The following is a 19,578-nucleotide window of genomic DNA, read 5'->3' as shown; positions in this document are numbered from 1 at the left end:
TCGCGCTCAGCGTCCCAGTGCCGCGAGGCCCTTCTGCATGTCCTCGGGGTTCATGACCGGGGTGTAGGTGATGTCCGCGCCCAGTTCCAGGAAGAACGGCTCGGCGATCGCGGGCATCTGCGAACTGTCCTGCATGTCGAAGACCATGTAACAGGTGCGGTGCCCGTTGTCGGTGGTGAAGTAGGCCGCCTCCGGCTTGATCTGCTCCAAGGAGGCCTGCATGAGCTTCCCCAGGGTGCCGCTCCGGATGGCCTCGTTCGACTTCTCGGTGTCGAAACGGGCCTTGAGCATGACGCGCATGGCACTCACTTCCTCCGGTCGCCCGATATGCGTAAGTTGCGCACCTTTCCAGAATAGGCCCGGCCGGACACGCCTGCGCGTGCCCGGCCGGTGTGAGGCGCCCCTGTGCGAGGACGGGTGCGGCTAGATGAACGAGTTGATCTCGATCGTCTCGTCGCGGCCCGGGCCGACGCCGATCGCGGAGATCGGGGCGCCGGACATCTCCTCCAGTGCCTTGACGTACGCCTGGGCGTTCTTGGGCAGGTCGGAGAAGGACTTGGCCGAGGTGATGTCCTCGGACCACCCCGGCAGGGTCTCGTAGATCGGCTTCGCGTGGTGGAAGTCGGACTGCGAGTACGGGAGTTCCTCGACGCGCTTGCCGTCGATCTCGTAGGCGACGCAGACCGGGATCTGCTCCCAGCCCGTGAGGACGTCGAGCTTGGTGAGGAAGAAGTCCGTGAGGCCGTTCACGCGGGTCGCGTAGCGGGCGATGACCGCGTCGAACCAGCCGCAGCGGCGGTCACGGCCGGTGGTCACACCCCGCTCGTGGCCGATGCGGCGCAGCGCCTCGCCGTCCTCGTCGAACAGCTCGGTGGGGAACGGACCGGCGCCGACCCGCGTGGTGTACGCCTTGAGGATGCCGATGACCCGGCTGATCTTCGTCGGACCCACGCCCGCGCCCGTGCAGGCGCCGCCGGCGGTCGGGTTCGACGAGGTCACGAAGGGGTACGTGCCGTGGTCGATGTCGAGGAGCGTGCCCTGGCCGCCCTCGAACAGGACGACCTTGTCCTCCTCCAGGGCCTGGTTCAGGACCAGGACCGTGTCGGCGACGTAGGGCGCGAGCTTGTCGGCGTAGACCAGCAGTTCCTCGACGACCTGGTCCACGGCGATCGCGCGGCGGTTGTAGAGCTTGGTGAGGAGCTGGTTCTTGACGTCGAGGGCCGCCTCGACCTTCTGCGTCAGGATCGACTCGTCGTACAGGTCCTGGACCCGGATGCCCACGCGGTTGATCTTGTCGGCGTAGGTCGGGCCGATGCCCCGGCCCGTCGTGCCGATCTTGCGCTTACCGAGGAAACGTTCCGTGACCTTGTCCACCGTCACGTTGTACGGCGTGATGATGTGAGCGTTGCCGCTGATCAGGAGCTTGGACGTGTCGACGCCGCGCTCGTTCAGACCGCTCAGCTCGGAGAGCAGGACCGACGGGTCGACGACGACTCCGTTGCCGATGACCGGCGTACAGCCGGGGGAGAGAATCCCGGAAGGGAGAAGGTGGAGGGCGTACTTCTGGTCACCCACGACTACCGTGTGGCCGGCGTTGTTGCCGCCCTGATAGCGCACCACATAGTCGACGGATCCGCCTAGCAGGTCCGTCGCCTTTCCCTTGCCTTCGTCACCCCACTGAGCACCGAGCAGCACAAGTGCGGGCACGCGCGTACACCCCTTCCGGGCGGGGCATGTCCAAGGTCGGGGGCGTACGCGATGGCTCATTACCGTCGCGTGCGCCGCGACCGTCGTTGGCCGCACACTGTGGACCCGGATGCCCCGGAATAGACGAAGCCCCTGGCGCAATAGCGCAAGGGGCTCTTGCACAAAGATGCTACCCGAGGAAGCGAGGCATGACCGAGGTGGCGACTGACGACCAGCTCCTCGTGGTCATCGACCCTCTCGCCCGTCGCACGGACGGCGAGGCCGTACGGATCGCGAAAGACGTGCTCAGCGCGGGTGCGGCGAGCACGAAGGTGTGCCTTCCGGAGGGGCCCGAGGAATTCACGCGAGCGCTCTCGCGACGCGGTTCCCGGCGCCCGGTGGTGGTCGGCGACGACCGCGCGCTGCTGCGGACGGTGGCTCATCTGCATCGCCAGCGGGAGCTGGCGGCGTGCGCCCTCGCCCTGATTCCCGTGGGCTCCGCCCTGGGTCTCGCCCACTCCCTGGGCGTGCCCGCCGGCGCGGTCGCGGCGGCCCGCGCCGCCCTCGACGGTGTCGAGCGGCGGCTGGATCTGCTCGTCGACGACAGCGACGGCGTGGTCCTGGGCACCCTGCGCATCCCGGCCCTGCCGGGCGTTCCGCCACGGGAGCCGCCGGCGGTGGGCGGCCCGGCCGTGCGTCCGTCCCCGCCGGGACCTGCCAGGGGAACGGCCCCGGGGCCCGACCGGGACGCGGCGACGGGGGCGGCCGGGGCGGCCTCCAGGACAGGGACCGGCTCGGGGACGGATGCGGAGACGGGTCGGGAGGCGGACAGCGGCACGGGGCCGGCCGGGGTGTCACGGGCCGAGGACGCGTCGGCCGACGGCTGTACGTCGCAGCCGTCCGGCCATCACTCCTGGCTGCGCGCCTGGCCGCAGTCCCTCGCCCGTACGTTGTCGACGCGGCCTGCGATACCCGCCCGGATGCCCCGTCCGCTGCGGCCCTCGCGCATACGGGTCGCCGCCGGGGGCGGAGCCGGGCCGTCGCGGCTGCGGGTGGAGGTGGACGGGGTGATCCTCGTCGACCTGGACCAGCCGGTGGAGGCCGTGTCCATCACGCCGAACGCCCAGGGTGGCGCCGACATCGAGATCCGGCCGGTGTCGGTGGGCGCCGAGGCGGCCCCGCTGCACGTTGTCGGCCACCGGGTGACCGTGTCCGGCGCGGACTTCCGGTACCGGGCGGACTCCCTGGTGGCGGGCCCGGTACGGACACGGACGTGGACGGTCCGGGAGGCGGCGTGGGGGCTGACGCTGCCGGGTTGAGGTCCTGGAGGGGCGCCCGGTGGGTGCCGGGCGCCCCCCGTCAGCGGGTCAGCAGCTCATCGCCCAGGTGTGGGAGTCGCCGTTGTCGTTGGCGGCGCTGTTGTAGCCGACCTCCTGGCCGGGGGCGAGGCAGATGGTCATGTGACCGCCGAGCTGGGCGCGGGAGTACACCTTGACGTGGTCCTTGACGCCGGGGCCGGAGACGCCGTGGTTGGCCCAGGACGAGTCCTCGTCGGCGATGTTGCTCTCCCACCAGCGGTCGTCGCCGGGCCACTCGACCTTCATGCCGCCGAAATTGGCGTCCGTCCAGACGCAGAAGTTGCCGCTGCCGCAGGCGGCGGCCTGAGCGGGGCCCGACGACACGAGAACCAGTCCGGCGGAGAAGAGCAGGGCGGAGAACAGGGCGGTGAAGCGCTTCATTGTGCTGTGTTTCCCTTCGGGGGTGGGGGGTTGGTACTGCCGATCAGAGAGGTGGCTTCGGTGAGGGCGCGGGACCGCAGCCGCCGCCACTCGGCGAGTTCCGTACGGCGGTCCGCGCGGACCTGGGCGAGGGTGCGGTCGGTGTGGGCGGCCTCGGGCGCGAGGTTGTTGACGATGGTCGACGTACGGAACCAGCGGCGCTGGTCGCCGTAGAGCCGCCGCTGGGCCTCGGCCAGACAACCGTCGGTGTGGGCGCGGACGACGTGCCCGGTGGGCAGCCGCAACGACAGCTCCGTGCGCCCCGCGCCGAACATCGCCTCGGCGACCCGCGTCCGCTGGGCGCCGGCCGGTTCGCTCCGCCCCGGGCGCGGCGGGGTGAGCCCGTGCCGGGTCAGGCAGTCGTCGGTCAGCCGCTGGGTCGCGGCCCTGATGACGTCGTCCGGGGAGAGCGGGGGCGGGGCGGGCGCCGGGGTGGTCGTACAGGCGGTACCTGAGGTGAGGAGCAGCCCACAGACGAGGAGCGCGGCGAGGGGCGCGGCGGGGACGCGAATGGCGAGGGGGATGCCGGGTCGGCGCATGGGAGGGGTTTTCCGGAAACGGTCGTTCGGTCGACAGGGGCCAGCCACAGCTGACACGGCGACCTGCCCACCGCGCACACCGATATGCCCGTTCCCACCCGTACCGGCGAGCGCACGGGGGCGCGAGTTGCCGACGTCACGCCTCTCGCCGGAGGGCGGACGACGATATGCGCCGTGAGGCCCGTGCGAGCACGCGACACGCCGCCGCGATCAATTCTCGGCGCCGATTTTCACACGGCAGGGCGCACCACCTTTCGCCCTGCGACAAGGCGCTTTTGAGAAGCCGTCAGGTACGAGCCACGGGCTTTCCTGACGTGAAATCAGAGAGCGAGGTGCATAACGGGGCCTCCAAGAGGGTGACGATGCGTCAGCGCACATGGGTGTAGATCGCACCCGGATTCGAAATACCAGCTCATTGCCATATTTTGATGGTGCGTCAGGCACGCCGATCGTCACCCGTCAGAGCGACAATCCATGCGGCCGTTCAGCCTCTTTTTGGGCCTCCCCCCGACCCTCCTCGACATGACAGCCGAAATGGCCGTCATTACGTTCGTTCTCGTCGGCAGGTCCTGTCGACGAGAACGAAGAGAAGGGGAAGTGCATTGCGCACTCGTAAGATCACAGTGATCGCCGCCTCCGTCGGCGTGGCCGTCGCGGCCGCCACCGGTGTCACCTACGCCAGCTCCGCCCTGGAGTCGGCCCCCAAGACCGCCTCGGCCGTCACCGACGCCGCCCCGGCGCCCCGCGGCGGCAACGGCACGGGCACCAACACCGGCTCGAACGCGGCCACCGCGCCGGCCGACGCGGGTGCGGCGGACAACCTCAACGGTCCCCGGAAGGGCAACGAAGGCCGCACCGAGGGCCGGGGCGAAGGGCGCGGCGAGGGCCGCGGTGACCACCGCCGGGACGACGAGGGTCAGATCCAGGTCAACGAACGCGTGTACGGAGCCGAGCCGGGGTCCTGCATCGCCGTGGTCAACGTGCGCGCCACGCCGTCGGGCGCCGACACCTTCAACATCCGCAACGACAGCGACAAGACCGTCGAATTCTTCAACGGGATCACCTGCGACAACGGGGCGCCCATCGCCACGGTCGGCCCGCACAGCTCCAGCAGCGCGATCGAAGGGGACCAGGCGGGCAACCTCATCATCGGCAGCTTCCGCGTCTTCGGAAACGGCCACCACTCGTGATAACCGAGAGGGCAAGCGCTCACCCCGGAATACCCAGTATCGGAAGCCCCGGCTCGCCGTAATCGAGCCGGGGTTCCGGCACGGGGGTATCCCTACGGGATGACCTTCGCCATGTTAGTCAGCGCGACACGACCGTTCCGGAGACGACGCCGACAAAGGCGCGCCATCCGATCACCCGCCTGGTGAGGTAGGACGCACAAAACCGAAGACTGATGAGAGCGGCGCCCGTGCGCGCCGTACTCATGGGTGGTCCATATGCGGGCGAAGAAGACGAGGGAGGCCTCGTGCGGGCGTATGTCACGGCGTACCTGACTGAGGGGCGTACGGCATGACCGACGGAACGACGAAACGAGCAGGGGGCGCCGCCCCGCCCTCCGACCCTGTCCTGGCCACGTTCAGCGACTGGCTGGACCATGCCGTGGCCTGCGTGGACGCGTGCCGGAGGGACGGTGTCTCGTGCCTGCACTCGATGCGGCTGGCCAAACGGCACCGCGCGGCGAGGAAGGCGGCGGGAGCGGCGCGGCGGAACAGCTCGGACTGAGCCGGAGCCGGGCGTGGCTCCGGAGTGGCTCCGCGCGCCGGATCCGGAGCTACGCCATCGGAGAGGTCGGGGACGAGGGCGCCGGGGAGGGGGTCGCCAGGGAAACCGTGATCACGAGCTGGGTCGACAGGCCCGCCCCGCGCAGCCCGTCGGCGACCATCTCCAGCAGCCAGACGGCGACGTCCGGTGACCATTCACGGGTACGGCAACCGAACCGGGCCACCTCGCGCATCCCCTGTGTGTGCAGGACACGATCGAGATCAAGTTCCAGTCCCGGCGGCAGGCCGGCCTCCGCCACGGACGCGGCGAAGTCCGTCACGGTGTCCTGCGCCATGTCCCGCACCGCGTCGCACACGGCCACACTGCCGTCCTCGTCCAGCGCGCACGCGGAGGGGAGGCCGGAGACGGTCACCACCACCTCGTGCCGGGCGTCCGGATCGGCCAGGCCGAACCACGGTGTCAACTCGGTCTGATGGAAGGCGGTGTTCCGCTCGCCGGCCCGCAGCGGCACCAAGGCGTGCAGGCCGGTGAACGTCACCTTGCCCACCCGGGCCAGCGTCTCGGACAGGACCAGGGCGATCGGCCGGACCGGGAGCCCCGGAAGGACGGAGTCGTCGAGAACTCCGGCCTGCACCCAGCCCAGTTGGTGAACCCGGCCGTCGTCGGTCCAGTTGCCGCCGACCTCCTCATGGGCCCACGCGGTGGGCTCATGGTGGGCCGTGACCTGGCCGTTCTGGCTCAGCCAGCTGCTCACGGTCTGCCAGCCGTAGGCACCCGCCCGGTCGATCACGAGTCCGAGGACGTCCTCCTCGACGGAACTCTCGGGATCCCGCTCCACCACGCGGTCCAGCCATGGGTGCCGCTGGAGGATGCCGTGCAGACCGATGACGACGGTCGGCGGGATCTCGGTCGGGGACATCACGAGCGCTCCCAGAAACACGCGGCGCCGGAGGATTTCTCCTCCGGCGCCGCTGTCAGCTCTTCATCACGTGCCACAGTACAGCGTCTGTGTGGCGGTGATCTTCTTGTTCGAGTCGTCCGGGTAGCCGACCAGATCGACGTCGACGACGCTGCGGAAGGAGTTCCGCTGGATCAGATTCGTGCACTTCCAGGCGGCCGACGCCCGCTTGGCGCTGCCGCCGCCGGAGTACACCGTCTTGGTGCCCGTGTTCAGCGTGCGCCAGCCGGTTCCGGACTTCACCTGGATGTCCACGGTGACCTTGGCCTTGGTCGCCGGGCCGCTGATCCGCTTCCACCAGCCGTGCGCGTTGACCGCCCCGGGCACCGTGTGCGAGAAGTGGACGTTGTCGCCGCCCGTCTGGAAGGCGCCCACGCCCGCGGCGGCCGTGCGAGTGGCCTCGTGGCTGTAGGTGTGGGCGGACTCCGCCGAGCCGCTGTCGTCGGCGTGCGCCGGGACCGTCGCGCCGAGCGCGAGCAGACCGGCGAGGGCGGCGGAAGCCGCCGCCGTACGTGTACGCATGTAATTCCCCCGTGGTTGAGCCTTGTTGGTCGCGCAAGCCATCAGATCAACGATCCGACATTCGCGCATGTGTTTTATTTCGAGGCACCGGAGGTCGTGTCAGACAATAAAACGTTGACAACAAGTTGTTCACCCTCGACGCTGGCCGTATGACCTCGTCGAGCACTCCTCAACCCGCCGACACCGCCGACCCGTTCACGCCGCCGAGCGCGGACGAGGCGCGGGCGCGGCGGGTCCCCACCTCCCTGTTCCGTATCGCCGAGCGACACGCGGCGACGGACGCGCAGCGCCGGCGCCAGACCCATCCGCATGTGCTGGGACCCCACGAGGCGATCCGGCTGGTGTCGTTCCTGCTCAGCGGCGCCGCGCTCCTCGACGACGGGGAGGAGGAGGTCGACCGCGCGGACATCACCGCCGCGCTCAGCCTGATCCCCCTCGCCCGTGGGGAGATGGACGAACTGGAGGTCGGCCTGCTGGAGATGGCCCGGGGCAGGGGCATGACCTGGCCCGAGATCGCCTTCGGACTGGGCCTCCAGACCCCCCAGGCGGCACGGCAGCGCTACGAACGCCTGGCGAGCCGTACGGAGAGGATGGACCCCTAGGGCCTGTCCCCGCGCATGGGTTCACCGACCTGGTGAAGCGTCGGAGAGGCGGGCTATGTTGCCGGCATGAACGACGCCGAAGTCGCCGCGCTCCTGGCCGGATGCGCTCGCTGCCCGTACCCCGGGGTGTGGCAGGACTCCCCTTTCGCGGAACGCACGGTCGGCGGTGCGCGGCACGCCCTGGTCGCGGTCGATCCGGGGCTGAGCGCGCTCACCGTACGGCGTGATGACGGCTCCCTGTGGTGTCTGCCGGAGGGCGGCGTTCCTCAACTGGTGAACTCCAGCGTCGAGGCGTTCGTCGCCTTCAACCGCGCCTACGAGGAGGCCGCCGCCGGGGCCGCCGCGTACGAGGGGCCCGGTGACGGTCTGAGCGAGGACGAGGCCGTGGACCTGGCCGAGGAGGCCGCCGACGCGCTCACCGAAGCGTTGCTGGAACGGTTCGAGATGCTTGACGCCGCTGCCGTCGCCGACGAGAACTCCTTCTGGCACACCGGAGCTGAGGAACTGGGCTACAGCATGAGTGTGTGACCACGCGGAACATCGCAGCAGGCTGCTCAAGTCGCGATGACGAGGGGGCGCCCGCCCCGGCGGATGCCCTTCAGGAGGAATCAGTGCCATCCCCGCATCCGCTCACCCCCGAGGAGCAACTCGTCGATGCGAAGAGGGTGTTGAGCCTCCCGCCTATCGTCGCGATCTGCGGCTCCACCCGTTTCATGGCCGAGATGAACGAGGCCGATCTACGCGAGACCACAGCCGGAAAGATCGTCGTCAAACCGGGCTGCGACATGAAGGCGCCGCACGATCTCTGGTCCGATCCTGTCGAGGCCGAGGCGCTGAAGGATCGACTCGACGATCTGCACCGGGCGAAGATCCGGCTCGCCGATGAGGTGCTCGTGGTCGGCGACTACATCGGACACAGCACCCGAGCCGAAATCTCCTACGCCCGGTCGCTGGGCAAGCCCGTGCGGTTCACGCACCCCGAAGTCGACCCTGACGCCTGACCGCCCGCTGCCACTTCAGCGACCAGGGCCGGCAACCTGCCACCTGCCCGTCTCACCCGTCTCACCCGTCTCACGGTGGCTTCGGCCGCCCACCCCGCACCCTCCGCACGCATCCCCTGCAATTGATCAGCCAGGAGGAGCAGAAGGGCTCGGCGGTCAGTCCCGGCCGAAGAGTTCGTCGCGGTGGGTGCGCCAGCGGCCCATCATCGCCTCGACCTCGGTCTCGATGAACTCGAAGAACGCGAGGGTCTCGGCGAGCCGGCGGCCCGCCGGGCTGTCGGCCCCCAGGCTGGCGACACCTTCGCGCAACGCCTCCTCCCACCGCTTGATGATGGCCTCGCGGTTGGTGAGGGCCTCGTACCACTGCTCGCTGTGGACGCGGTAGCGCTCCCGGCGCGAACCAGGCTCGCGTTCGCGTGAGACCAGGTGCACCTGGGCGAGATAGCGGACCGCGCCGGAGACGGCGGCGGGGCTGATCCGCAGCTGTTCGCCCAGCTCGACCGAGGTCAGCGCGCCGGTGTCGGAGGCCAGGAGCGCGGCGAAGACCCGGGCCGGCATACGCTGCATCCCCGCCTCGACGAGCTGCGCCGCGAAGTGTTCGACGAAGCGGGAGACCGACTCCGGATCCCGCTCCGGCACATCCACCTCGGCCTTCGGCTCCACCATCCCTGGATCATCTCCCCTGGTCGGACACTGCTCCCAGCCTACCGGCGCTTCATACGCTTCCTTAACTTCACAAATTTCTGAAGTAAGCGTACGTTCTGAAGCATGACGAAGGCCAACTCCGCCGACCCCGCCAACCCCGCCGTTCCCGCCTTGGAGGTCTCCGGACTGCACAAGTCCTTCGGGCGCACCCACGCCCTGGCCGGCCTCGACCTGACCGTCGCGACCGGCGAGGTCCACGGCTTCCTCGGCCCCAACGGCGCCGGAAAGTCCACCACCATCCGCGTCCTGCTCGGCCTGCTGCGCGCGGACTCGGGCATCGCACGCGTGCTGGGCCGCGACCCGTGGGCGGACGCGGTGGAGGTGCACCGCCGGATCGCGTACGTGCCGGGTGACGTGACCCTCTGGCGCAACCTGTCCGGCGGCGAGGTCATCGACCTCTACGGGCGGCTCCGGGGCGGACTGGACGCCCGCCGCCGCGCCGACCTCGTCGAACGGTTCGAACTCGACCCCACGAAGAAGGGGCGCACGTACTCCAAGGGCAACCGGCAGAAGGTCGCCCTCGTCGCCGCCTTCGCCTCCGACGTCGACCTCCTCATCCTGGACGAGCCGACGTCGGGCCTGGACCCCCTGATGGAGGAGGTCTTCCAGCGCTGTGTACGGGAGGAGCGCGACCGGGGCCGTACGGTCCTGCTGTCGTCCCACATCCTCAGCGAGGTCGAGGAGTTGTGCGACCGGGTGAGCATCATCCGCAAGGGCGTCACCGTCGAGAGCGGCTCCCTCGCCGAGCTGCGCCATCTGACCCGGACCACCGTCACCGCCGAACTGGCGGGCCCGCCCGACGGCCTGGCCCGTCTCCCCGGCGTCCACGGCCTCGACGTCCAGGGCAACCGCGTCCGCCTCCAGGTCGACACCGCCGAACTCAACACCGTCCTCCGCTCCCTGACCGCGTCCGGCGTACGGTCCCTGACCTCGACACCGCCGACGCTGGAGGAGCTGTTCCTGCGGCACTACCAGGCGGAGGAGGTGGCCGCGCGATGACCACGACCGCCGACAGCGCGGGCGGCGCCGACACCGCTCTCGCCGGGCCGCTCGCCGTACCGTCCCGCAGTGGCCGTCAACTCGCCGGTACGGGGACCCTGTTGAGGTTCGCCGTGCGTCGCGACCGGGTGATGGTGCCGGTCTGGGTCGCGGTGACGGGGCTGATGGTCCTCTCCATGCCGAACAGCCTGGCCGCCCTGTACGGCACCGTCGCCGAACGCGCCGACCTCATGCGCCAGTTGACCACCAACTCCTCACTGCGCGCCCTGGTCGGCCCGGTCTTCGACGACTCCCTCGGCGCCCTGACCGCCTGGCGCGTCGGCGTCTACGCCGGTCTCCTCGCCGCCGTCATGAGCCTCCTCGTCGTCATCCGCCACACGCGCGACGAGGAGGAGAGCGGCCGCCAGGAGCTGATCGCGTCCGGCACGGTCGGCCGGCGCGCCTCGCTGACCGCCGCCCTGCTCACGGCGGCCGTCGCCAACGGCGGGCTCGCGCTGCTCGTCGTGCTCGGGCTGGCCGGGCAGGGCGCGGCGGGCGCGCTGGCCTTCGGGCTGGGGATCGCGGGCGTCGGGATGGTGTTCGCGACGATGGCGGCGGTCGTGGCGCAGCTGACGGAGAGCGCGCGACTGGCTCGGGGGCTGACGGCGGGTGTGCTGGGCGCGGCGTTCGTGCTGCGGGCGGCGGGCGACGCTTCCGAGAACGAAGGTTCGTCTTTCTTGACGTGGGTTTCGCCGCTGGGCTGGCTGGAAAACGAGCGTTCGTTCGCGGACGAGCGCTGGTGGGTGCTGCTGCTGTTCGTCGCGGCGACGGTCGTCCAGGGCGCGGTGGCGTACGGGCTCGCCGGGCGCCGCGACGTCGGCATGAGCTTCCTGCCGACCCGGCCGGGACCGGCGAACGGCCGACTGGGCACGGCCGGAGCGCTCGCCTGGCGGCTCCAGCGCGGCAGCGTCCTCGGCTGGAGCATCGGTTTCTTCCTCGCCGGAGTCGTCTACGGCGGGCTGACCGAGGGCACGGCCGACTTCGTCGGCGACAACAAGGGCGCCCGCGAGATCTTCGAACGCATGGGTGGGCAGTCCGGCCTGACCAACGCCTTCCTCGCGTCGATGATCGGCATGCTCGGTCTGATCGCCGCGCTGTACATCGTCGGCGCGGTGCTCCGCCTGCACGGCGAGGAGACCTCCGGGCGCGCCGAGCCGCTCCTCGCGACCCCGGTGAGCCGGCTCCGCTGGGCCGCCGGGCATCTGGCCGTGGCCTTCGGCGGCACCGTCTGGATCATGCTCCTCGCCGGTCTCGGCTTCACCCTCGGCTATGGCAAGGAGGCCGGTCCGATCCTGGGCGCCTGCCTCGTCCAGGTCGCCGGGGTCTGGGTCGTCGGCGGCGCCGCCGTCCTGCTCCTCGGGCTCACTCCCCGGGCGGCGACGGGGGCCTGGGGCCTCGCCGGTGCCGTCCTGCTCATCGGCTGGATCGGCCCCGCCCTCAACGCCCCCGCCGCCCTCCTCGACCTCTCGCCCTTCGGCCATCTCCCGAAGCTGCCGGGCGGCGCGATGGACTGGACACCGGTACTGACCTTGACCGGCCTCGCGGTGGCGCTGGTCGCGGGGGGCCTGGCGGGGCTGCGGCGGCGGGACGTGAGCGGCTGAGGGGGCGGCGCGAGCGGCGGCTGAGGGGCCGGGCGGCGGGGCGGGCCGGGCCCGCGTGTCGGAGGCGGACCGCGCCGATGAGGGTGCCGGGGTGCCGTTGCCGCCGCGCGTGGCTCCGGCCCGACAGAACCGTCGCGGAGCGGAACGCGTCCTGCGGGGCAGAGGTCGACCGGAGCGGTCGGGTGCCGGAGCCAGGTGCCGGAGCCGGAGCCGTTGCCTTGGCCGGAGCCAGTGCCGGTGCCCCAGCCGAGGCCGGAGCCAGAGCCAGCGCCCCAGCCGCGACCGGGGCCGGGACCGGGCCCCGGGCCGGAGCCGGGACCCGGGCCGGAGCCGGGACCCGGGCCGGAGCCGGGACCGGGGCCCGGGACGTGTCAGCCGAGGGGGCCAGAGGTTGGATCGGCAGAGTGTTTTCGGGTGTGGCGGGTGCGCGGTGTCGGCGGTGGGGGCGGTGGCCGCGACCCTCGCCTGGGGTACCTCGGACCGGACGCGGCGGCATCTGCGGGGCGGTTTCGAGGGCGAGGGCATGGACTACACCGTCCTCGCCACCGAACTCCCCTTCGTCGCCCTGGCCGGCGCCGCCCTCCCCGCCGCCGTCTGCCTGGTGATCGCCCTCCTGGCGGCCCGACGACGACGGGGATCTGGGGCCGGGACGGGGCAAGGGTCGCAACCGAAGGCCGGCTCGCAAACGAGGCCCGGGCCGGAACCGGAGTCCGGGGCGAGGCCGGAGTCCGGCGCCGGGGCGGCCTCAGATCTCGACGGCTAGGGCGTCCAGGCCCCGGATCACGAAGTTCGGCTTGCGGGTCGGCTCGGTGGCGAGGGCGAGGGTCGGGGCCTTCTCCAGGAGGGCCGTCATCGAGGCCGCCAGTTCGATACGGGCGAGCGGCGCGCCGATGCAGTAGTGGATACCCGCGCTGAACGAGATGTGCGGGTTCTCCCGGCGGGTGAGGTCCAGCTTCTCCGGATCGGCGAACACGGCCGGGTCGTGGTTGGCCGAGCCGAACAGCATCGCGATCTCCGCGCCCCGGGGGACCGTCGTCCCGTCGATCTCGATGTCGTCCAGCACCCAGCGCTCGAACAGCTGCAACGGGGTGTCGTAGCGCATCAGCTCCTCCACCGCCGTCGGCACCAGCGAGCGGTCCGCGCGCAGGGCCGCCAGCTGCTCCGGGTGCCGGAACAGCGCCCACCAGCCGTTCACCGTGGCGTTCACCGTCGCCTCGTGGCCCGCGTTCAGCAGCAGCACACAGGTCGAGATCATCTCCTGCTCGGTGAGCCGGTCGCCCTCGTCGTACGCGGCGATCAGGCCCGAGATCAGGTCCTCGCCCGGCTCCGCCCTGCGGTGCGCGATCAGCTCCCGCAGATACTCCGAGAACTCCACCGACGCCCGTACCGCCCGCTTCGCCGTCTCCTCCGACGGGCTCAGCTCGTACATCCCGCAGATGTCCGCCGACCAGGGCCGCAGCTGCGCCCGGTCCGACTCGGGGATGCCCAGCATCTCGGCGATCACCGCCACCGGCAGCGGCTCGGCGACATCCGCCAGCAGGTCACCCCCGCCGGCCTCCACCAGTCCGGCCACCAGCTCGCCGGCCAGGTCCCGCACGTACGGCTTCAGCTGCTCCACCGTGCGCGGGGTGAACGCCTTCGAGACCAGCCGCCGGATGCGGGTGTGGTCCGGGGGCTCCAGGTCGAGCATCCCGTGGTCGTTCAGGGTGTGGAACGGCTCGTGCTCCGCCGGCGGGGCGGTGCGGCCGAAGTCCTCGTGCGTGAACCTGTGCTGGTACGTCCGCCCGAGCCGCCGGTCCCGCAGCAGCGCCGAGACGTCCGCGTGGTGCGGGACGATCCACTGGTTCGTGGGCTCGTAGTACCGCACCCTGCCGAGGGCCCGCAGCTCCGCGTACGCCGGGTACGGGTCGGCCAGGAATTCGGGGTCCCACGGGTCGAAGAGGAGGTCAAGAGCAGCTGCCATGGAGCGACGCTAGCCCGGTTCCCCCGTTCTGACCAGGGGTGTCCTGCCGGCCAGGGGCCGCTCAGCCCGGCGTGACCAGCCGGGCCTCGTACGCGAACACCGCCGCCTGCGTCCGGTCGCGCAGGCCCAGCTTGACCAGGACCCGGCTCACATGGGTCTTGATCGTGGACTCGGCGACCACCAGGCGCTCCGCGATCTCCGCGTTCGACAGACCCTGGGCGATCAGGACCAGGACCTCGGTCTCGCGGTCGGTGAGTTCGCCGTACGCCAGCTGGGTGGCCGCCGAGGGACGGGGAGCCTGGGCCAGCTTGGAGAACTCCGTGATCAGCCGCCTGGTGACGGACGGCGCGAGCAGGGCCTCACCGGCGGCCACCACCCGTACCCCGTCGGCCAGTTGGCGGGCCGAGGCGTCCTTGAGGAGGAAGCCGGAGGCGCCCGCGCGCAGCGCCTGGTACACGTACTCGTCCAGGTCGAACGTGGTCAGCACCAGCACCCTCGCCCCGCCGTCCGACGCGACGATCTCCCGGGTGGCCTCGATGCCGTTCAGTTCGGGCATCCGGATGTCCATCAGGACGACGTCCGGCGACAGCTCCCGGACCCGGTCGACCGCGTCCCGGCCGTTCACCGCCTCGCCGACCACCTCGATGTCCGGCATCGCGCCGAGCAGCACGGAGAAGCCCTCGCGGACCATCATCTGGTCGTCGGCGATCAGCACGCGGATCGTCATACGCCGGCCTCGCTCACGCCTGCCACCGGCAGGAACACCGTCACCTCGTAGCCTCCGTCCTCCGTCTCGCCCGTCGTCATCTCGCCGTTCAGCATGGTGACGCGCTCCCGCATGCCGGTGAGGCCGTGGCCCGTGCCATGGGTGGACTTCACCAGGGTCACCTCGGGGGACGGGCCGTTGACCACGCGCAGGCCCAGGCCGCCCAGGACATAGCCGATCTCCACGCGGGCCGTCGCGCCCGGCGCGTGCCGCAGGGTGTTGCTGAGGGCCTCCTGCACGATGCGGTACGCCGACAGCTCCACGCCCTGCGGAAGCTCACGGACCGCTCCGGTGACCGCCTTGTCGACCGTGAGACCGGCCTCCCGCACATTGGCGAGCAGGTGGTCGAGGTCGGCGAGGGTGGGCTGGGGGGCGTCCGGGGCCTCGTAGTCCTCGGCGCGGACCACCCCGAGGACGCGGCGCAGCTCGGTGAGCGCGGCCACCGCGTTCTCCCGGATGGTGGCGAAGGCCTGCTCCAGCTCCGGCGGCGGGTTCTCCACACGGTAGGGCGCGGCCTCGGCCTGGATGGCGACCACCGACATGTGGTGGGCCACCACGTCGTGCAGCTCCCGGGCGATCGTGGTGCGCTCCTCCAGGAGGGTGCGCCGGGAACGCTCGTGGGCCGTCACCGTCTGCTGGGCGGTCACCTCCCGCTGGGCCGTACGGCGGATGGTCAGGGCGGAGACGGCCAGCAGGGACATCGCGGAGACGACGAGCAGGGGGCCCGTGTTGGACGCGTAGTGACCGCCGCCGAGGGTGCTTTCCACCACCATCCCGTAGGCCGCGGTCAGGCCCCACATCCAGGCGGCTATGCGCGGCCGACTGCGCAGGGCCACCACCGTCATCACCACGAGGTGGGTGGCGAAGCTGCCGGCCGTCCACGGCCAGTCGTCCCACGCGTCGCTGAAGACCGAGGTCAGCGGGATGGCGATCATGGATGCCCAGAAGGCGGCCACGGGCCGGATCATGGTCAGCAGGATCGGGATCAGGGCGAAGGCGGCCGCGATCATGGCGGTGAGGCCGTCGCCGTCGATGGCGGCAGCGGCGATGGTCATCGAGAGCAGGCCCGCCGACACCACCGCCGCGTGCGGGGCCCAGGACACGTAGTCACGGAGGCGGCCGGAGAGCCTGCTGGTGAACAGGCCGTCCATCTTCATGGGCGGCATCGGCCGGTAGGCGGAGGCATCGTGGATCAGGTCGTGTCGCAGCCTCTGCCACGCGTCCATCGCCACCCGGAACTCCGGGCTGCTCTGCCTGCCCCCGCCGCGCGAGGGCATCGTCTGCGTCTGGGTCGTCTCGGTCACGTGGAAAACGGTAGGCGGAGGGCGGGAGCGCCGTCGTCACCAGTGAGGAGGGTCTGTCCGGGTCCGTCTCAGGTACTACGGGCGGGTGCGGGGCCCCGCCGGACCCGTCGGGGCGGCTCTCACCAGGCCAGCTGCGCGATCTCCTCCACCACGACCGCGCAGGCGTCCGCCGCCGGGTCGATGAGGGGGAAGTGGCCCACGTCCTCCAGCAGGGTCAGGCCCACGACCTCGCCCGCCTTGGCCGCGGCGTCGGCGTACGCCTCGGCGACGGCCTGGGGGACGACGATGTCGGAGCGGCCCTGTACGAGGGCGGTGGCGATGCCCGTCGGAAGGAGGAGGGCGGGGTCGGCGCAAGGGCGTCGGTCCGTGAACTTGTCCTGTCCGCCGAGGAGTTGGACGGCCGCGCCGCCGCAGACGTCGAGCTTCTCGGCCATCGCGAAGTCGGCGATGGGGGCGAGGGCGACGACGCCGCGCAGGGGGGCGGGGCGGTCGGTGCGCCAGGGGGTGCCGGGCGGCAGTACGTGGCGGCCGGCGGCCCACAGGGCGAGGTGGCCGCCCGCGGAGTGGCCGGTGAGGACCGTGCGGCGGGGGTCGGCCCGGGGCAGGACCGCGCGCACGAGGTCCGGGAGCGCGTCGAGGGCGGCGGCGATGTCGTCGAACGTCTCCGGCCAGCGGCCCGCGACCGGGCCGGGGGTGCCGGTGGGACCGGTCTGGGCGGGGAGTGAACTGCCCCTGCGGTACTCGACGTTGGCCACCGCGAAGCCGTGGCGGGCGAGGAAGTCCGCGAAGGGCGTGATGTGCCGGCGGTCGTACGGGGCCCGCCACGCGCCGCCGTGCAGGACCACGACGAGGGGGGCGGTGGCCGTGGCCGCGCCGCCGGGGTCGGTGGGCGTGCGGGGGGCGTAGAAGTCGATCACCTGGTCGGGGTGGTCGCCGTAGGGGGCGGTGGCGTCCGGGGTGACCGGGGGGTGCGAGAAGGCGGATGCCTCTTCGGCGGCATCGCGGGCTGCGGCGTCGTCGTCCGGCATGCGCCAACCTCTCGGGTGAAACGGATTTGGAAGGGTTTGGGCGGGCGGGTGCCGGGGAAGGGGCGCCTGCTCCGTTGGCGGGGACGGTATCAGGCCGATGACGTGCGCGGACACGGGGATGTGACGGGGGGTCAGGGTCCGCGACCGAGTACGGCCAAGGGGACCGCGCTCCCCCGGGCCGCACGACTGGCTCGGCTACCGCCCCCCGGCTCCTCCCCCGGCCTAACCCGACCCCTGAAGCGTCTCCGCCAGCACCCGCGCCGCGCGTTCCACGTCCTTGAAGCTGACGTAGAGCGGGGTGAAACCGAAGCGGAGGACGTCGGGGTGGCGGAAGTCGCCTATGACGCCCTGGGCGATGAGGCGCTTCATGATGTCGCCCGCGTCGTCGCAGCGGAGGGCGACCTGGCTGCCGCGTTCCGCATGGGCGGTCGGCGTGAGGGACTCGACGCGGCCCTCGGGGACGTACGCCGCCACGCAGCGCAGGAAGAAGTCCGTCAGGGCGAGGGACTTCGCGCGGACCGACTCGATCATCGCCGCGGCCTCACCGGCCGGACCCGCCTCGCCCCCGCCGCCCCAGCCGTACCAGACGTCGAGCGCCGCCTCCAGGGCCAGCATCGACAGGATGTCCGGCGTGCCGACCCGGCCCCGTACCGCGCCCGGCGCGGGCTCGTACGTCGGGCGCATGGCGAACGGGGCGGTGTGGGACGTCCAGCCGGGGAGCGGCGAGTCGAAGCGGGGCTGGAGATCCCGGCGGACGTACAGGTACGCCGGGGAGCCGGGGCCGCCGTTGAGGTACTTGTAGGTGCAGCCGACCGCCAGGTCCACCCCGTGGGCGTCGAGGCCGACGGGCAGCGCGCCCGCGCTGTGGCAGAGGTCCCAGACGGCGTAGGCACCGGCCTCGTGGACAGCCGCCGTCAGACCGGGGAGGTCGTGCAGACGGCCCGTGCGGTAGTCGACGTGGTTGAGCAGGACGGCGGCCGTGCGGTCGCTCAGGGCGGCCGGGACCTCCGCCGGGGTCACCGGGCGGAGCGTACGGCCAGTCATCCGGGCCGCGGACTCGGCCAGGTAGCCGTCCGTGGGGAACGTCGTCGCGTCGACCAGGATCTCGTCGCGCCGCCCCGAGCCGTCCTCCTCGGCCATCCGCACCGCCGCCACGACCGCCTTGAAGACGTTGACGCTGGTGGAGTCGCCGACCACGATCTGGCCGGGCGCCGCGCCCACCAGCGGGGCGATACGGTCGCCGATCCGCTCGGGCGCGGTCCACCAGCCGCTCTCGTCCCAGGACCGGATGCGCAGCTCGCCCCACTCGCGGTACACGACGTCCGCGAGCCGGCCGGGGACCGACACCGGCAGCGCGCCGAGCGAGTTGCCGTCGAGGTACACCGCGTCGTCCAGGACGAAGCGGGTGCGCAGCCCGGACAGTTCGTCCGCCGCGTCCGACTCCCGTGCTTCCGCTATGAGTTCAGACATGGGAGCGCGCCGTCCACAGCTCGGGGAAGACGTTCTTGCGGGCACGCTTCTCCAGCCAGGCCACACCGGCGGAGCCACCCGTGCCGGCCTTGGAACCCATCGCGCGGCGTGTGGCGACGAGGTGGTCGTTGCGCCAGCGCCACACCAATTCGGCGACATCGGTCAACGCCTCGCCGAGGCGGGCGAGTTCGTGGTCCGGGTCGCCGGAGTACAGCGCGGTCCACACCTCCTCGACCTCGGGGGACGGCTCGTAGCGCTGGGAGACGTCACGGCGTACGACGGACTCGGGGATCGCGTGGCCGCGCCGGGCCAGCAGCCGCAGCACCTCGTCGTAGAGGCTCGGCTCGTGCAGCGCCTTCTCCAGCTCGGCGTGGACGCGCGGGGCACCCCGGTGCGGGACGAGCATGGAGGCGGACTTCTCGCCGAGCAGGAACTCCATCCGCCGGTACATCGCCGACTGGAAGCCGGAGCCCTCGCCGAGGGCGGCGCGGTAGGAGTTGAACTGGGCGGGGGTGAGCTGGGCGAGCGGGCGCCAGGAGGCGTTCAGGGCCTCCAGCTCGCGCACGGAACGCTTCAGCGCGTCCTTGGCCCGTGCCACGTCGTCGCCCCGGAGCGCGGCGGTCGCGGTCTCCCACTCGTGGACGATGACGGTGAACCACAACTCCATGACCTGGGTCGTCACCAGGAAGACCATCTCGCCGGGGTCGTCGGAGCGAGGGTGCTGGAGATGGGTGAGGACGTCCGCCTGGACGTAGTCCTCGTACGGGGTCGTGCCCTGGAAGTCGAGATGCGGGGTCTCGGGCTCCGAAGCCTCATGGGGCTGAGCCTGAAGGGACATCGCTGTCTCCTGTTGTGTACTCCGGGTAGCGGTCCGCCCCTGCCGATT

At 71.5% G+C, this 19,578-nt stretch carries 22 protein-coding genes; 9 read left to right on the top strand and 13 right to left on the bottom strand.

What is annotated here, in order from left to right; genetic code table 11:
- Positions 1 to 6: 6 nt before the first annotated feature.
- Positions 7 to 300 (bottom strand): DUF3303 family protein, encoded by a 294-nt coding sequence (locus ACZ52C_RS29845; RefSeq protein ID WP_469077660.1) that lies wholly within the window; start codon positions 298 to 300, stop codon positions 7 to 9.
- 123 nt (positions 301 to 423) lie between these two features.
- A complete protein-coding gene (locus ACZ52C_RS29840; RefSeq protein ID WP_319106820.1) occupies positions 424 to 1,707 on the bottom strand; it encodes an adenylosuccinate synthase in 1,284 nt (427 codons plus the stop codon).
- A gap of 188 nt (positions 1,708 to 1,895) precedes the next feature.
- On the opposite strand from ACZ52C_RS29840, the gene ACZ52C_RS29835 reads away from it, so the two are divergent.
- Positions 1,896 to 3,005 carry a diacylglycerol kinase family protein gene (locus tag ACZ52C_RS29835; protein ID WP_469077659.1) on the top strand — a complete coding sequence of 370 codons (1,110 nt, stop codon included), beginning with the start codon at positions 1,896 to 1,898 and terminating at the stop codon, positions 3,003 to 3,005.
- Positions 3,006 to 3,053: 48 nt separating this feature from the next.
- Here ACZ52C_RS29835 and ACZ52C_RS29830 read toward each other — a convergent pair whose 3' ends face one another.
- Together ACZ52C_RS29830 and ACZ52C_RS29825 are read right to left on the bottom strand one after the other, a co-directional pair.
- A complete protein-coding gene (locus ACZ52C_RS29830; protein WP_469077658.1) occupies positions 3,054 to 3,425 on the bottom strand; it encodes a peptidase inhibitor family I36 protein in 372 nt (123 codons plus the stop codon).
- On the bottom strand, positions 3,422 to 4,003 hold the full coding sequence (locus ACZ52C_RS29825; RefSeq protein WP_469077657.1) for a hypothetical protein: 582 nt from the start codon (positions 4,001 to 4,003) through the stop codon (positions 3,422 to 3,424). The genes ACZ52C_RS29830 and ACZ52C_RS29825 overlap by 4 nt, the downstream gene beginning before the upstream one ends.
- 602 nt (positions 4,004 to 4,605) lie before the next feature.
- Here ACZ52C_RS29825 and ACZ52C_RS29820 point away from each other — a divergent pair.
- Entirely contained in the window at positions 4,606 to 5,193 is a 588-nt protein-coding gene (locus ACZ52C_RS29820) for a hypothetical protein (protein ID WP_469077656.1), read from the top strand.
- Positions 5,194 to 5,521: 328 nt separating this feature from the next.
- Entirely contained in the window at positions 5,522 to 5,734 is a 213-nt protein-coding gene (locus ACZ52C_RS29815; protein ID WP_319106830.1) for a hypothetical protein, read from the top strand.
- A 49-nt stretch (positions 5,735 to 5,783) separates the two neighbouring features.
- Here ACZ52C_RS29815 and ACZ52C_RS29810 read toward each other — a convergent pair whose 3' ends face one another.
- Entirely contained in the window at positions 5,784 to 6,653 is an 870-nt protein-coding gene (locus ACZ52C_RS29810) for a hypothetical protein (protein ID WP_469077655.1), read from the bottom strand.
- A 66-nt stretch (positions 6,654 to 6,719) separates the two neighbouring features.
- Positions 6,720 to 7,214, bottom strand: coding sequence for a hypothetical protein (locus ACZ52C_RS29805; protein WP_469077654.1), 495 nt, complete (start codon positions 7,212 to 7,214; stop codon positions 6,720 to 6,722).
- A gap of 149 nt (positions 7,215 to 7,363) precedes the next feature.
- Here ACZ52C_RS29805 and ACZ52C_RS29800 point away from each other — a divergent pair, with 149 nt between their 5' ends.
- The 3 genes from ACZ52C_RS29800 (at position 7,364) to ACZ52C_RS29790 (ending at position 8,817) form a co-directional block, all read left to right on the top strand.
- Complete coding sequence (locus tag ACZ52C_RS29800; RefSeq protein ID WP_469077653.1) at positions 7,364 to 7,816, top strand: DNA-binding protein; 453 nt, start codon at positions 7,364 to 7,366, stop codon at positions 7,814 to 7,816.
- A 66-nt stretch (positions 7,817 to 7,882) separates the two neighbouring features.
- Positions 7,883 to 8,344: an SUKH-4 family immunity protein gene (locus ACZ52C_RS29795; RefSeq protein ID WP_469077652.1), complete on the top strand. Its 462-nt coding sequence runs from the start codon at positions 7,883 to 7,885 to the stop codon at positions 8,342 to 8,344.
- Positions 8,345 to 8,427: 83 nt separating this feature from the next.
- Positions 8,428 to 8,817, top strand: coding sequence for a hypothetical protein (locus ACZ52C_RS29790; protein WP_469077808.1), 390 nt, complete (start codon positions 8,428 to 8,430; stop codon positions 8,815 to 8,817).
- Between the two features lie 156 nt (positions 8,818 to 8,973).
- On the opposite strand, the gene ACZ52C_RS29785 is transcribed toward ACZ52C_RS29790, so the two are convergent.
- Positions 8,974 to 9,483 carry a GbsR/MarR family transcriptional regulator gene (locus ACZ52C_RS29785; protein WP_469077651.1) on the bottom strand — a complete coding sequence of 170 codons (510 nt, stop codon included), beginning with the start codon at positions 9,481 to 9,483 and terminating at the stop codon, positions 8,974 to 8,976.
- Between the two features lie 102 nt (positions 9,484 to 9,585).
- On the opposite strand from ACZ52C_RS29785, the gene ACZ52C_RS29780 reads away from it, so the two are divergent.
- The 3 genes from ACZ52C_RS29780 to ACZ52C_RS29770 all read left to right on the top strand — a co-directional run bounded on the left by ACZ52C_RS29780 (position 9,586) and on the right by ACZ52C_RS29770 (position 12,924).
- Positions 9,586 to 10,521: an ABC transporter ATP-binding protein gene (locus tag ACZ52C_RS29780; protein ID WP_469077650.1), complete on the top strand. Its 936-nt coding sequence runs from the start codon at positions 9,586 to 9,588 to the stop codon at positions 10,519 to 10,521.
- On the top strand, positions 10,518 to 12,161 hold the full coding sequence (locus tag ACZ52C_RS29775) for an ABC transporter permease (protein WP_469077649.1): 1,644 nt from the start codon (positions 10,518 to 10,520) through the stop codon (positions 12,159 to 12,161). The genes ACZ52C_RS29780 and ACZ52C_RS29775 overlap by 4 nt, the downstream gene beginning before the upstream one ends.
- A 448-nt stretch (positions 12,162 to 12,609) precedes the next feature.
- The gene (locus ACZ52C_RS29770; protein ID WP_469077648.1) at positions 12,610 to 12,924 is read left to right on the top strand and encodes a hypothetical protein; all 315 of its coding nucleotides are present in this window, start codon (positions 12,610 to 12,612) and stop codon (positions 12,922 to 12,924) included.
- Here the strand turns inward: ACZ52C_RS29770 and ACZ52C_RS29765 are convergent.
- The 6 genes from ACZ52C_RS29765 to ACZ52C_RS29740 all read right to left on the bottom strand — a co-directional run bounded on the left by ACZ52C_RS29765 (position 12,907) and on the right by ACZ52C_RS29740 (position 19,530).
- On the bottom strand, positions 12,907 to 14,124 hold the full coding sequence (locus tag ACZ52C_RS29765; protein WP_469077647.1) for a cytochrome P450: 1,218 nt from the start codon (positions 14,122 to 14,124) through the stop codon (positions 12,907 to 12,909). The two genes, ACZ52C_RS29770 and ACZ52C_RS29765, sit on opposite strands and share 18 nt — an antisense overlap.
- Positions 14,125 to 14,185: 61 nt before the next feature.
- The gene (locus ACZ52C_RS29760) at positions 14,186 to 14,851 is read right to left on the bottom strand and encodes a response regulator (RefSeq protein ID WP_469077646.1); all 666 of its coding nucleotides are present in this window, start codon (positions 14,849 to 14,851) and stop codon (positions 14,186 to 14,188) included.
- Positions 14,848 to 16,194 (bottom strand): sensor histidine kinase, encoded by a 1,347-nt coding sequence (locus tag ACZ52C_RS29755; protein ID WP_469077645.1) that lies wholly within the window; start codon positions 16,192 to 16,194, stop codon positions 14,848 to 14,850. The genes ACZ52C_RS29760 and ACZ52C_RS29755 overlap by 4 nt, the downstream gene beginning before the upstream one ends.
- A 119-nt stretch (positions 16,195 to 16,313) precedes the next feature.
- Entirely contained in the window at positions 16,314 to 17,222 is a 909-nt protein-coding gene (locus tag ACZ52C_RS29750) for an alpha/beta hydrolase (protein WP_469077644.1), read from the bottom strand.
- Positions 17,223 to 17,444: 222 nt separating this feature from the next.
- Positions 17,445 to 18,692, bottom strand: a complete 1,248-nt coding sequence (kynU, locus tag ACZ52C_RS29745; RefSeq protein ID WP_469077643.1) for a kynureninase — start codon at positions 18,690 to 18,692, stop codon at positions 17,445 to 17,447.
- Positions 18,685 to 19,530: a tryptophan 2,3-dioxygenase family protein gene (locus ACZ52C_RS29740; RefSeq protein WP_469077642.1), complete on the bottom strand. Its 846-nt coding sequence runs from the start codon at positions 19,528 to 19,530 to the stop codon at positions 18,685 to 18,687. Before ACZ52C_RS29740 ends, kynU begins: the two co-directional genes overlap by 8 nt.
- Positions 19,531 to 19,578 lie beyond the last annotated feature (48 nt).

The sequence above is a fragment of the Streptomyces sp. NPDC034049 genome, from assembly GCF_055575575.1.
This window is presented reverse-complemented; position numbering and strand designations above follow the sequence as displayed.